The organism is uncultured Psychromonas sp. (assembly GCF_947489755.1).
In the GTDB taxonomy this organism is placed as follows: domain Bacteria; phylum Pseudomonadota; class Gammaproteobacteria; order Enterobacterales; family Psychromonadaceae; genus Psychromonas.
Window position 1 is genome coordinate 120,816 of the sequence record NZ_CANLFB010000005.1, and the last position, 13,814, is coordinate 134,629.

At 38.1% G+C, this 13,814-nt stretch carries 10 protein-coding genes; 1 reads left to right on the top strand and 9 read right to left on the bottom strand.

Annotated elements, in window-relative coordinates; genetic code table 11:
• Positions 1–48: 48 nt before the first annotated feature.
• From aceE to guaB, 5 genes are all read right to left on the bottom strand, one after another.
• The gene (gene aceE / locus Q0794_RS04485; RefSeq protein ID WP_298940489.1) at positions 49–2,709 is read right to left on the bottom strand and encodes a pyruvate dehydrogenase (acetyl-transferring), homodimeric type; all 2,661 of its coding nucleotides are present in this window, start codon (positions 2,707–2,709) and stop codon (positions 49–51) included.
• Positions 2,710–2,905: 196 nt separating this feature from the next.
• Positions 2,906–3,655, bottom strand: a complete 750-nt coding sequence (gene pdhR / locus Q0794_RS04490) for a pyruvate dehydrogenase complex transcriptional repressor PdhR (RefSeq protein WP_137297491.1) — start codon at positions 3,653–3,655, stop codon at positions 2,906–2,908.
• 316 nt (positions 3,656–3,971) lie between these two features.
• Positions 3,972–4,517: a 1,6-anhydro-N-acetylmuramyl-L-alanine amidase AmpD gene (gene ampD, locus Q0794_RS04495; RefSeq protein WP_298940493.1), complete on the bottom strand. Its 546-nt coding sequence runs from the start codon at positions 4,515–4,517 to the stop codon at positions 3,972–3,974.
• 110 nt (positions 4,518–4,627) lie between these two features.
• Positions 4,628–6,208, bottom strand: coding sequence for a glutamine-hydrolyzing GMP synthase (guaA, locus tag Q0794_RS04500; protein WP_298940495.1), 1,581 nt, complete (start codon positions 6,206–6,208; stop codon positions 4,628–4,630).
• 184 nt (positions 6,209–6,392) lie between these two features.
• Positions 6,393–7,859: an IMP dehydrogenase gene (gene guaB / locus Q0794_RS04505; RefSeq protein ID WP_298940497.1), complete on the bottom strand. Its 1,467-nt coding sequence runs from the start codon at positions 7,857–7,859 to the stop codon at positions 6,393–6,395.
• Positions 7,860–8,037: 178 nt separating this feature from the next.
• Here guaB and xseA point away from each other — a divergent pair, with 178 nt between their 5' ends.
• Complete coding sequence (gene xseA, locus Q0794_RS04510; RefSeq protein WP_298940499.1) at positions 8,038–9,366, top strand: exodeoxyribonuclease VII large subunit; 1,329 nt, start codon at positions 8,038–8,040, stop codon at positions 9,364–9,366.
• Positions 9,367–9,499: 133 nt separating this feature from the next.
• Here the strand turns inward: xseA and Q0794_RS04515 are convergent, their stop codons facing one another.
• The 4 genes from Q0794_RS04515 to frsA all read right to left on the bottom strand — a co-directional run bounded on the left by Q0794_RS04515 (position 9,500) and on the right by frsA (position 13,775).
• On the bottom strand, positions 9,500–10,747 hold the full coding sequence (locus Q0794_RS04515; RefSeq protein WP_298940501.1) for a glutamate-5-semialdehyde dehydrogenase: 1,248 nt from the start codon (positions 10,745–10,747) through the stop codon (positions 9,500–9,502).
• 42 nt (positions 10,748–10,789) lie between these two features.
• Positions 10,790–11,899, bottom strand: coding sequence for a glutamate 5-kinase (gene proB / locus Q0794_RS04520; RefSeq protein ID WP_298940503.1), 1,110 nt, complete (start codon positions 11,897–11,899; stop codon positions 10,790–10,792).
• Between the two features lie 193 nt (positions 11,900–12,092).
• Positions 12,093–12,464, bottom strand: a complete 372-nt coding sequence (gene crl / locus Q0794_RS04525) for a sigma factor-binding protein Crl (RefSeq protein WP_298940506.1) — start codon at positions 12,462–12,464, stop codon at positions 12,093–12,095.
• 51 nt (positions 12,465–12,515) lie between these two features.
• On the bottom strand, positions 12,516–13,775 hold the full coding sequence (gene frsA, locus Q0794_RS04530) for an esterase FrsA (protein WP_298940508.1): 1,260 nt from the start codon (positions 13,773–13,775) through the stop codon (positions 12,516–12,518).
• Between the last annotated feature and the right edge of the window lie 39 nt (positions 13,776–13,814).

Genomic DNA, 13,814 nt, shown 5'->3' on the forward strand with positions numbered 1-13,814 from the left:
CCTAATCAATAAAAGTCGGTGTTAGCTTTTACTAACACCGAGACTGATTTATGCAAATAATGGGTTGGTTTTGTTTACATCGATATCAAACTTAGCAATAGCTTCAGTAACGACTTTACGTTCAATATCACCACGTTTTGCTAATTCAGTTAGCGCAGCTACAACAACGTAACCCGCATTAACTTCGAAGTGACGACGTAAGTTTTCACGGCTATCACTACGGCCGAAACCATCAGTACCAAGTACTTTGTATGAATCAGCAGGAATAAACGCACGTACTTGCTCAGCATAGTTTTTCATGTAATCCGTTGCAGCAATTGTTGGCTCATCACCTAATACAGACGTAATGTATGGTGTTTTCTGCTCTGCTTCAGGATTTAACATGTTGTAACGTTCAACGTCTTGGCCATCGCGTGTTAATTCATTGAATGAAGTAACAGAGAAGATGTCAGAAGCAACGCCATATTCTTCACTTAGTATCGTCGCAGCAGCACGTACTTCGTTCATAATAGTACCTGAACTTAGTAGTTGTACTTTGCTCTTACCTGGTAGTGAAGCAAACTTATAAATACCTTTACGAATACCTTCTTCAACGCCTTCTGGCATTGCTGGCATTGCATAGTTTTCATTCATTACCGTTAAGTAATAGAACACATTTTCTTGTTTCTCGCCGTACATACGCTCAATACCATCTTGAACGATAACTGCTAGTTCATAAGCAAATGTAGGGTCGTAAGAAATACAGTTAGGGATAGTATTTGCTTGAATATGACTGTGGCCATCTTCATGCTGTAAACCTTCACCATTTAGTGTAGTACGACCAGCCGTAGCACCTAATAGGAAACCACGTGCTTGTTGGTCACCCGCCATCCATGCCATATCACCAATACGTTGGAAACCAAACATAGAGTAGTAGATGTAGAATGGGATCATTGGTAAGTCATTAGTACTGTAAGACGTTGCAGCTGCAACCCAAGAAGACATTGAACCTAGTTCGTTGATACCTTCTTGTAATACTTGACCCGATGTTGCTTCTTTGTAGTAAGAAACCACGCCGCGGTCTTCAGGTGTGTATTCTTGACCGTGTGGATTGTAGATACCCACTTGACGGAATAGACCTTCCATACCAAAGGTACGCGCTTCATCGGCAATGATCGGCACGATGTTTTTACCAATACCTTTGTCTTTCAACAATACATTTAGGATACGTACGTAAGCCATAGTTGTTGAAATTTCACGTTTCTGCTCACCTAATAGTGCTGAGAATTTATCTAATTCAGGCACGGCTAGTTTTTCAGTAAACTTAGGTAGACGCTTAGGTGTGTAACCTAATAACGCTTCACGTTTACCGTGTAAGTAGTTGTATTCTTCAGAACCTTCTTCCAGTGTTAAGTAAGGTAGTGTTGCCGCTTGCTCATCACTTAATAAATCTTGTAGACCTAAACGATCACGTAAGGTTTCGATATGCTCTTCAGTCATTTTCTTCACGCCGTGAGCAATATTTTTACCCTCAGCCGCTGCGCCCATACCGTAACCTTTAACAGTTTTAGCTAGGATGACAGTAGGTTTACCCGCTGTATCTTCTGCGTTTTTAAATGCAGCGTACAGTTTAGATGAATCATGACCACCACGCTTAAGTGCGAAGATTTGTTCATCTGTCATGTCTGCAACTAGTGCAGCTGTTTCTGGGTATTTACCGAAGAAATGCTCACGAACATAAGCACCGTCTTTAGATTTGAATGTTTGGTAATCACCATCAACAGTTTCTTCCATTAATTGTAATAATTTACCAGACGTATCTTTAGCGATTAGTGAATCCCAGTTGCCGCCCCAGATAACTTTAACAACATTCCAACCAGCACCTGTAAATAGGCCTTCTAGTTCTTGAATGATGCTACCGTTACCCATTACAGGTCCATCTAAACGTTGTAGATTACAGTTAACTAAGAAACATAAGTTATCTAGTTTTTCACGTGAAGCGAATGATAATGAACCACGAGATTCTGGCTCATCCATTTCACCATCACCTAAGAACGCGTAAACACGCTGTGCAGACGTTGGTTTTAAACCACGACCGTCAAGGTATTTTAAGAAACGCGCTTGGTAAATAGCAGCAATTGGACCAAGACCCATCGATACAGTAGGGAACTGCCAAAATTCTGGTAACAATTTAGGATGCGGGTAAGAAGGAAGACCTTTACCATCAACTTCTTGACGGAAATTATCTAACTGCTCAGCAGTTAAACGACCTTCAAGAAATGCACGAGCATAAATACCAGGAGAGATGTGACCTTGGTAATACACTAAATCACCGCCATCTGTTTCATTTGGTGCACGGAAGAAGTGGTTAAAACAGACTTCGTAAAATGCAGCAGCTGACTGATAAGAAGCCATGTGGCCACCAAGATCTAAATCTTTCTTAGAAGCGCGCATCACGATCATGATCGCATTCCAACGAATGATTGAACGAATACGTTGTTCTATTTTCAGATCGCCAGGGTAAGCAGGTTGATCACTTGTTGCGATAGTATTCACGTAGCTAGTGTTAATGCCAGTTGGCAAGTTAACACCTTCAACGCGTGCTTTTTCAATCACTTGTTCAAGGACAAATTGAGCACGTTCAGAGCCCTCATCTTCAAGAATGGTTGCTAATGCTTCAAGCCATTCAGAAGTTTCTTGTGCATCAATATCTTTTAAGATGTCAGTCATGACACTTTCCTTCTATATCACTAGATAATCTCAGCTCGAAAGCTAAGCGTTTTGTTATAATCATTTACATTAACCACTACCTGCTTTAAAGCACGTTTGCATGCCATTTCGGCAATAAGTAATCTAAATAGTTATGTATATAAGTATGTTTCACATTGTTGATTGTGTCCGCCACACTATAAAACGGAGGTTACTTTTAAAAACCACCTAACTCACGTTTAAAGGCACTTTCTTCGCGCAACATAACCAAGCGCGTTTCTTCAATATAATTAAGATGTTTATCTGACGCTTCTTTCGCTTTCATTGGTTGCTTAGATAAAATAGCATCCACCAACTGTAAGCGATGTTCATGTATTTTTTTCGCCACTTCTGGATACAAATACAACTGTTTAACGTTGTCTGAAATATTCTTTTGTAATAGAGGTTTAATACCGCGTGCTAAATGTAAAAAAACAACATTGTGCGATGCTTCAATGACCGCTAAATAAAACTCAGCAACTGATGCAATTTCAAGTTCAATATTACCAGTTGTGTTTGCCATATCAATAGCACCGAAACTTGTTTTTATTTTTTTAAAATCTTCAGAAGTACCACGTAAAGCAGCATAATAAGCAGAGAACCCTTCAATTGCATGACGAAATTCTAATAGATCATACTTAGACTCGGGGTGTGAATTTAATAATTCAAATAAAGGGTCGGTCAATTGCTCACGTAGTTCTTCTTTAACGTACGTTCCTCCACCTTGGCGACGTGTTAATAGGCCTTTTGACTCTAAACGTTGAATGGCTTCGCGCAATGAAGGTCGTGAAACGTCGAACTGTTTCGCTAATTCACGCTCTGGTAATAACTTTTCGCCAAGCTCTAAACTACCTTCTAAGATCATGCTCTCAAGTTGTGATTCGATCACATCAGCAAGTTTAGGTTGTTTAATTTTTGCGTAAGTCATAACAGCCTTATTTTAGTTAAACTTGATACTCTATTGCAGTGAGCAAATCACAGCAAATGTAAAATGGTATTACCAATTTAATATTTAACTATAGAAATTAACAAAATTAGCAATTTATGTCTAGATTTTTATCGTTTTAAATAACCGGATAAAGTTGATGGTCATTGCGTTAATCACCAATATGGCCCTTTAATATTGAGTTTAATCATGACAATTAAAAACCGACTATTTCATCTATTTAATATGTATGACTTAATAACCAATTTTTGCTTTTAATTAAATAAAAGATTCATTTTTTAAATAAAATCAAAACAAACTAATCAGTTAATAATTTAAAATAGTAACCCCAATCAAAACCAGTTCCAGGATCAGTTTTACGACCTGGCGCAATATCACTGTGTCCGACAATACGTTCACGTGTAATTAAAGGGTAACGAGTTTGAATATGCTTAGTCGCTTCAGCTAAGGTTTGATATTGCGCTTCAGTATAAGCACTGCAATCAGTTCCTTCCAATTCAATGCCGATAGAAAAGTCATTACATCCTTCTATACCTTGAAAAGAAGAGATACCTGCATGCCATGCACGTTGCTCAAAGGGAACATACTGCTCTATCGCACCGTCTCGACGAATAACGCAATGAGCAGATACTTCTAAACCTTGTAAATGAGTAAAACTAGGGTCGGCGGAGCAATCTAGACACCCAGTGAATAAATTTTTAATATGCTCTGTTGCAAACTGCCCTTCGGGCAAACTAATACAATGGATCACCAGTAAACGAATATTAGCTGTAGTTGGTCGTTGATTATAAAAAGGACTTTTAATAAAAGTAGCATTACTCAGCAAACCAAATGTATCGATCATTATTTTCCCTTGTTAAAGTTTAATAAATTAAAAACAAAAAAGGCGGCTAATAAGCCACCTTTTTATATTAAACCACTGCTTTAGTTTAAACAGTCATTATCTATTGATGATTATTCCCATTCAATAGTAGCAGGTGGTTTACCTGACACATCGTACACAACTCGTGAGATACCATCAATTTCATTGATAATACGATTAGATACGTGGCCAATTAGCTCGTAAGGTAAATGTGACCAACGTGCTGTCATGAAATCGATAGTTTCAACACAACGTAATGAAACAACCCAATCATATTTACGGCAATCGCCCATTACACCTACTGAACGAACAGGTAAGAACACAACAAACGCTTGGCTTACTTTATGGTATAGATCAGCTTTATGTAATTCTTCAATAAAGATAGCATCTGCACGACGTAATAAGTCACAGTACTCTTTCTTCACTTCACCTAAAACACGAACACCTAAACCAGGCCCTGGGAATGGGTGACGGTATAACATGTTATATGGTAAACCAAGCTCTAAACCAATTTTACGTACTTCATCTTTAAAGAGCTCACGTAAAGGTTCAACTAATCCCATTTCCATATCATCAGGTAAACCACCTACGTTATGGTGAGATTTGATAACATGTGCTTTACCATTTTTGGCTGCTGCAGACTCGATAACATCAGGATAAATAGTTCCCTGTGCAAGCCATTTTGCATTTTTTAGTTTTTTAGATTCTTCATCAAAAATTTCAACGAATACACGACCAATGATTTTACGCTTAGTTTCAGGATCGTTTTCGCCAGCCATTTGCTCAAGGAAACGGTGTTCAGCGTTAACATGGATGATGTTTAATCCAAATTTATCACCAAACATTTCCATTACTTGTGCGCCTTCGTTCAAACGTAATAAACCGTTATCAACAAATACACATGTTAATTTATCACCAATAGCACGTTGTAATAACATTGCAACAACAGATGAGTCTACCCCGCCAGATAAACCAAGGATAACTTCATCATCACCTACTTGCTCTTTCATTCGAGCAACGGCATCGTCAATAATTGATGCAGGTGTCCATAATGTTTCACAACCACAAATATCTACAACAAAGTTGCGTAACATACCTTCGCCTTGCGCGGTATGCGTTACTTCTGGGTGAAATTGAACACCATAGAAGCGTTTTTCTTCATTAGCAATAACAGCATATTGACACGTAGCCGTGTTAGCAACGGTAGTGAAATCAGCAGGAATAGCTGACACTTTATCGCCATGACTCATCCATACATCTAATAATGGTTTTCCGTCTGCAGATAATGCGTCTTGGATATCTTTAAGGAATGCAGATTCAGCTTGCACTTCAACTTTGGCATAACCAAACTCGCCTTCGCCTTCACCTTTGATGACTGCACCACCTAATTGGTGAGACATTGTTTGCATACCGTAACAGATACCCAACACTGGTACGCCAGCTGTAAATACGTATTCAGATGCGCGTGGAGATCCTTCTGCTATAACGCTTTCAGGGCCACCAGCAAGAATAATACCGTTAGGATTAAACTCTTTGATGTCCTCTTCATTAACATCCCAGCTCCAAAGTTCACAATAAACACCAATTTCACGGATACGACGCGCGATTAATTGTGTGTATTGAGAACCAAAATCTAATATTAGAATACGCTGTTCATGAATGTTCTTACTCATTATATTGTCCTTTAATTTCTTTTTATTCAGTTTCTAAAAATAATAAAAGACGATATATATCGTCTTTTATTTATAACTTAAGGAAGCAGAGCTAAGTGCTTATTTACAAAGAAATTTATCAATAAAACTTTTTATTCTCAATAGATAGTTACATTTCTATTTGCACATTAGACTCATTATTTACTTAGCTACCACTACGGTAGTTAGGTGCTTCTTTAGTAATAGCAACATCATGTACATGGCTTTCACCCATACCTGCGCTTGTGATTTTCACAAACATTGCTTTTGTATTCATTTCTTTAATCGTTGCACAACCCGTTAGACCCATAGATGAACGTACGCCACCCATTTGCTGATGGATAATTTCTTTTACTTTACCTTTATAAGCAACGCGACCTTCAATACCTTCAGGTACTAATTTGTCTGCTGCATTATCAGATTGGAAGTAACGATCCGATGATCCTTGAGACATTGCGCCTAAAGACCCCATACCACGGTATGACTTATATGAACGGCCTTGGTATAAAATAATTTCACCAGGTGACTCTTCAGTCCCAGCAAACATGCTACCCATCATGACACATGATGCGCCAGCTGCTAATGCTTTTGCGATATCACCAGAGAAACGAATACCGCCATCAGCGATAACAGGAATACCGGTGCCTTCTAATGCATCAACCGCATCAGAAATAGCAGTGATCTGTGGCACACCAACACCTGTTACGATACGAGTCGTACAGATTGAACCAGGGCCTATGCCGACTTTAACAGCACTACAACCAGCGGCAACCAATGCTTTAGCACCATCACCCGTTGCGATATTACCACCGATAATTTCTAGATTAGGATAAGCAGTACGAGTAGCTTTAATACGGTCTAATACGCCTTGAGAGTGGCCATGTGATGAATCAATTAATAATACATCAACACCTGCTTCTACTAATGCATCAACACGTTCTTCATTACCAGCACCAGCGCCAACCGCAGCACCGACACGTAAACGACCTAATTCGTCTTTACATGCATTAGGTTTTTGTTCTGCTTTACGGAAATCTTTAACAGTGATCATACCTTTCAATTTAAAGTTATCATCTGTTAATAATACTTTTTCGATGCGGTGCTTATGCATTAACGCTTCGATTTCATCTCGCGGTGTATTTGATTTAGCAGTCACTAACTCAGCTTTTGGTGTCATTACCTCAGAAGCAGGTCGAGATAGATCAGTTTCAAATAAAACATCACGTCCAGTAATAATACCCACTAATTCACCTGATGCTTCAACAACAGGATAACCTGCAAAACCATGTTGCTCAGTTAGTTCCTTGATTTCACCTAAGGTAGTAGATGGTGATACAGTCACAGGACTCGCGACAACACCGCTTTCATGGATTTTTACTAAACGAACTTGTTCTGCTTGCACTTCAATAGACATGTTTTTATGAATAAAACCAATACCGCCTTCTTGAGCCAAAGCAATAGCAAAACGCGCCTCTGTTACTGTATCCATAGCAGCGGAAACAACAGGGATATTTAACGATATGTTTTCTGTTAATTGGGTTCTTAGATCGGCAGTGTTTGGTAGTACAGTCGAATGGGCTGGTACTAATAATACATCGTCAAATGTTAACGCATCTTTTGCGATTCTTAGCATTGCAATATCTCACTTATAGTTGGGAGCATTTTTAGATATACCCAAAATAGCTTGGGTATGATATTGCGGTGGGATTTTAATCGTAATCAGCAATAAGTACAATACTATTTATGTTTTTATACTGAGTTTTTACTGTGTTAATATTTAGGCCCTGATTTATTTGGTAAAAAACTCTGTTATGGCGACTCAAAACAAAAATATATACAGCGTAAGTTCACTTAACCGTGCCGCAAAATCCTTACTTGAAACTGGATTAGGTGTTATTTGGTTATCCGGTGAAATTTCAAATTTGACCATCGCTGTTTCAGGACATTGGTACTTCACACTCAAGGATCATAATGCACAAATCAAATGTGCTATGTTTCGTGGTAATAATAGCCGAGCTGGATTTACGCCAAAACATGGCCAACAAGTATTAGTACGTGCCAAACTCAGCTTGTATGAAGCACGTGGGGATTATCAATTAATTGTTGAGACCATGGCGCCAGAAGGTGATGGTTTATTAAAGCAACAATTTGAAGAGTTAAAGTGCCAATTAGCAGCACAAGGTTTATTTTCAGAGTCATTGAAAAAGCCATTACCTGACATCATCAAACGCGTTGGCATTATCACCTCATCAACGGGTGCGGCTTTACACGACATACTCAGTGTATTACAGCGTCGGGATCCTCGTTTACACGTTATTATCTATCCAAGCCAGGTTCAAGGACAAGGCAGTGCGTTATCCGTTGCGTCACAAATAGCATTAGCTAACGCTCGCCATGAATGTGATGTGTTAATTGTAGGGCGTGGCGGTGGCTCCTTAGAAGACTTATGGTGTTTTAACGAGCCTGAAGTCGCTTATGCTATCCATCATAGCCAATTACCGATCATCAGTGCCGTAGGCCATGAAATAGACGTCACTATCAGTGATTTTGTTGCCGACGTACGAGCTGCAACCCCTTCTGCGGCGGCTGAATTGGTTAGCCAACACAAAACCTTTGTTTCAACTCAGTTAACCACGTTAGTTAATCGTCTTAAACAATCTATGCTGAATACGATGCAACATAAAACTCACCAGCAAAGTGTATTAAAGCAAACCTTATTACAACACGACCCAAAACATAAGTTACAACAACAAGCACAACACCTAGATGAATTAAGTTTACGATTGCAGCATGCGATGCAACAAAAAATGCAGTTTCAGAATAGCTTAACCACTCAGCTAAAAAATAGATTGCAACAAGCAAGTCCTGGCCACCACATTAATATTGAATTACAAAAACAACAGCAATTAAGTCGTCAGCTTACTCAAGCGATGGCGGCGAAGTTAAATAATACAGAGCAAAACTTGCATCATCAAATACAACAGTTAAATGCCTTTAGCCCATTAGCGACTTTAGCGCGTGGTTATGCAATTGTTAAAGATGAAAAAGGAAAAGTCAGTACTGATCCTGCAACACTTAAAGTAGGTGAAACCATTCAAGTGACCTTAGATAAAGGCCAACTTAATGCAAAAGTTATTTAGCGGAAGCAGTAGAAAAAAGAGTTAAAAACTCCAAGTTTCACAGAGGTAAATTCAAAATATAAAAAAGGGCTTGATACTATGTGTATCAAGCCCTTTTTTAATCGTTAGTTATTAAAACTAAGCAATACTCATTTTAAGAACGAATTAAGTTATCGCCTATACCAATCCATTTATAAGTCGTTAACTCAGGTAATCCCATTGGACCACGAGCATGTAACTTCTGAGTTGATACTGCAACTTCAGCACCTAAACCAAATTGGCTACCATCAGTAAAGCGCGTACTTGTATTTACATAGACTGCAGCAGAGTTAACGGCATTGATAAATTTGTTAGCCACTGTAAAGTCATTAGTCAAAATACCGTCAGAATGCTCTGAGCTATGTTCACGTATATGCGCTAATGCTTCACTTAAATCTGCAACAACTTTCACGCCTAGATTTAGAGATAACCATTCACGAGAAAAATCACCTTCTTGTGCAAGTTGTGCATCATCACCTAATATTGCTTTTGCCTTTTCTTCCGCGACTAACGTAACGCCTAATGGTAATAAGTGTGCAGCTAGTTTAGGTAAAAATGTTTCAGCAATATCAGCATCAACCAACAATGTATCTAATGCATTACAAACACTTGGACGTTGTACTTTTGCATTTTCAACAATCGCTAAGGCTTTTTCAACATTGACGGTTTTTTCAGCAAATAAATGACAAATACCGATACCGCCGATAATCACAGGAATAGTACTATTTTCTTTACAGAATTTTTGTAAACCAGAATTACCACGTGGGATAATCATATCCACATATTTATCTAATTTTAATAATTCACCGACTAAAGCTCGGTCTGTATTTTCTATGTATTGTACTGACGTTGTTGGCAAGCCTACTTTCTTTAACGCTGCTTGAATCAATTTAACCAGCACAAGATTAGAGTTAATGGTTTCTTTCCCGCCACGCAAAATACTTGCATTACCTGTTTTCAAGCTTAATGCCGCAATGTCGATGGTTACATTTGGGCGAGCTTCATAAATAACACCTAAAACACCTACCGGCACACGGCGCTTACAAAGTTTTAAGCCATTTTCCAATACTTTACCATCAAACTCTTCGCCAACAGGATCTGAAAGCCCTATTACACTGCGTAAGTCTGCGATAACACCAGCTAAACGTTCTTCGTTTAATAATAGACGATCTAATAACGCATCAGTTAAACCTGCTGCTTTGCCTGCTTCAATATCTTTATTATTTGCTTCAACTATTTCCGCAACATTAGCTTCTAGTTCAATAGCAATGGCCTCAAGAGCGGCATTTTTCGTAGTCGTATCAGTGATTGCCAACTCGTAACTTGCATCTTTCGCTTGTTGACCTATTTGTTGTAAATTCATTTCTACTCCTTTGAACAGATCCTACAGTAGATAGGATCTTAATTATAAAATAACTAGGTCATCTCGATGTATGACCACCGTGCCATGTTCATAACCTAATATTTCTTCAATTTTATCTGAGTGTTGACCTTTTATTTTATCGATATCTTCGTTTTTATAGCGAACAATACCACGTGCTATCTCTTTACCTTTTTGGTTATTAACTGAAACAACATAACCACGTAAAAAATGAGATTCAATAGATAGAATACCTTTTGCCAGTAAACTACTGCCACCATTAAGAATGGCTTTCTCCGCACCTTGGTCAACAACGAGTACACCCGCAGAACGAGATCCTGCAAATATCCAATTTTTTCTTGCTTCTAAACGGTTATTTTCAGACACAAATCGTGTGCCAACCGATATGCCATTTGCAGCATCAATGATAACATCTTTGCGTTGCCCAGAAGCGATCACCACTTCAATACCTGCTCGGTTAGCAACCGTAGCAGACTCTATTTTTGTCGCCATGCCACCAGTGCCTAAGCCACCAACGCTTCCACCAGCAAGGTTATGAATAGCATCGGTTATCTCTGTGACTTCTGTAATTAATTTAGCATCAGGATTATTACGAGGATCAGCTGTAAATAAACCTTGCTGATCAGTCAATAATATAAGTTGGTCCGCATCAGCTAATAACGCAACTAATGCTGATAAGTTATCATTGTCACCCACTTTAATTTCACGGGTAGCAACGGCATCATTCTCATTTATTAATGGAATAATACGGTGTTTTAACAATGTATTAAGTGTGTCACGCGCATTAAGAAAACGCCCTTTATCACCTAAATCGGCACGTGTTAATAACATTTGACCAACATGCAAACCGTATATCTTAAACAGATTTTCCCATTCTCTTATTAATTGCCCTTGACCAACAGCCGCTAACATTTGTTTGTTAGCAACAGTAGGTTCAATATCTGGCATATTGAGATGTTCTTTACCCGCAGCGATTGCGCCAGAGGTAACGACAATAATAGGATGTCCTTGTTTATGCAACATGGCACACTGCCTAACGATTTCGAGCATTTGAGCTCGGTCGAGCTTAGTGGTTCCACTCGTTAAAACACTCGTTCCTAATTTAACTACAATTGTTTTTTTATTCGCATTCATTCGTTTATGCTTCGTTTCTAAAAAATAAAAAAAGGCTCAATTTATCAAGAGATATATTAATAATAACCGCTATTGAGCTCAAAAAAAAACAGCAACTAAGTGAGTTGCTGTTTCTAGTATACCATTATTGCAGAAATGAAAGAGTCAAAATAAATACTCACTTTCATCGCACTAAGCAATATCAATTAAATATTTAAATAGGTTTTAGTTCGCAACCTACTTCAACATCAATCAAATCCGTTAATTTTGTGATAAAGACTTCAAAAGATTCATCAAGCTGTTTCATTTGTTTCTTATTGATTTTTTTATCAACCCAATTAGCTTCAATATCATACATTCCATTGAACCGTTCATAAGAAAATTTGTTATCATCACGCGTTACAATGATCCACCAACCGAGAAAGATTCTATTTTCAGGTTCTTCCTCTGCATCAATACAGATTTCTAAACAGTCGAAGAAAAATTTATTCTCATCGGACTGTAATTTACGGAAATAAGGGCCCATATCAGTAAATAACTTAAACAAACGACCACGCGATGGCCCTTTTATTAGGGTCTCAGGCATATCAGAAGATTCCTTTCTTGTTTTATGAAGAGTAAATAATTTACCTATCATTTACTCTTGTAAATGTTTTGTCAACCATTTAGCAGAGTATTCTAAAGATTGTAGATAAGAATCAAAAATAGGCGGCTTATTAATAATCTTAGACTCACTTTCATAGCTTGCTCTTGCAATCAATTTTAAATCCTGTTCATTGCACATAAGATCTTCAGCATGGCCAATGCTTAAAAGTGGTGTTTGGATACGCTTTCGTCCAAGTAACCCTTGTTTAATCAATGAAAATGGGACGCAAAGTTGATACAAATGATTTACATCTGAATGGTTTAATTGCATTCGACTCGCTAAACAATCTAAGGTCATTGCGGGTAGTTTATTAAAATTATCAAGGCTATCAAAGATACTACCAACAGCAGCACCAACACTTACTCCAGCCCTAACGAGTTTAGGCTCAACGTAAGCAAGACGGGTGAGAGCATTCCCTCCCATGCGCATGCCCATTAAAGCAACGCGTGATTGATCAACCCAAGGCACTTCAGTCATATACTTTAAAATAGCTTGATGTAAACGAGACGTATCTTGTTCTAATTTCAAATGGTTAGAAAACCCAACGCCCGGCATATCAACCGTTAACATTGCAATACCAGCAGGTTTAAGCAGCTTTTCAAACAAAGGCAACACATCACATTGCAGAGCATCAAGTCCTGAGCTAACAATCACAACGGGATGAATAACATCATCATTTGGTAAGTGTAAATAACAACGAATACTTTTACCTTCAAACGGCACTTGAATTTCTTTTAATAAAGCACTTTCATCATTATCGAATGACTTTCGATAATTACTATAAGCTAAAGTCTGAGCTTGAATGCTACTCTCATCGCCTTTTAGATGCGGATAACTCGCGATACTGTAATATTGTGATGCCAAGTAATAGTATTTTTTAGCTTTTTCTTTATTGCCATCGCTAACAAATTCATTTGCTTGTTTCTGATATTGCATGGCTTTTTTAGACCATTCGTAACTCCAATTACCAGAGCGAAATCCAATCACGGTATCTAATAATTCAGGATCACTGCGTTTATTAGTAGAAGCACTTATTTTTGCTAAGACTTCATAACAGTCGATAATATCTAAACCTTGCCAAGCCCATTGTAATAATTTGAGTAATCTATACCAACCAGCTTGCTCTCCACCATCCATTGTTGAATTATGCAATTTTGTATTCTTTTTAGAACCGCTATGTGCAATGAGAGTGGAGGTTTCTTGAATATTAAATTTTTCAGAAAAGAGAACTTCAGATAGGTTTTTCGACATAAGTTCCTCGTTAAATAATAGGGTTTAACTTATCATTTG

Bases quoted from the DNA above. Each gene is read 5' to 3' on its own strand.
- aceE (WP_298940489.1), bottom strand. From the start codon at position 2,709: ATGACTGACATCTTAAAAGATATTGATGCACAAGAAACTTCTGAATGG.
- pdhR (WP_137297491.1), bottom strand. From the start codon at position 3,655: ATGACTTACGCAAAAATTAAACAACCTAAACTTGCTGATGTGATCGAA.
- ampD (WP_298940493.1), bottom strand. From the start codon at position 4,517: ATGATCGATACATTTGGTTTGCTGAGTAATGCTACTTTTATTAAAAGT.
- guaA (WP_298940495.1), bottom strand. From the start codon at position 6,208: ATGAGTAAGAACATTCATGAACAGCGTATTCTAATATTAGATTTTGGT.
- guaB (WP_298940497.1), bottom strand. From the start codon at position 7,859: ATGCTAAGAATCGCAAAAGATGCGTTAACATTTGACGATGTATTATTA.
- xseA (WP_298940499.1), top strand. From the start codon at position 8,038: ATGGCGACTCAAAACAAAAATATATACAGCGTAAGTTCACTTAACCGT.
- Q0794_RS04515 (WP_298940501.1), bottom strand. From the start codon at position 10,747: ATGAATTTACAACAAATAGGTCAACAAGCGAAAGATGCAAGTTACGAG.
- proB (WP_298940503.1), bottom strand. From the start codon at position 11,899: ATGAATGCGAATAAAAAAACAATTGTAGTTAAATTAGGAACGAGTGTT.
- crl (WP_298940506.1), bottom strand. From the start codon at position 12,464: ATGCCTGAGACCCTAATAAAAGGGCCATCGCGTGGTCGTTTGTTTAAG.
- frsA (WP_298940508.1), bottom strand. From the start codon at position 13,775: ATGTCGAAAAACCTATCTGAAGTTCTCTTTTCTGAAAAATTTAATATT.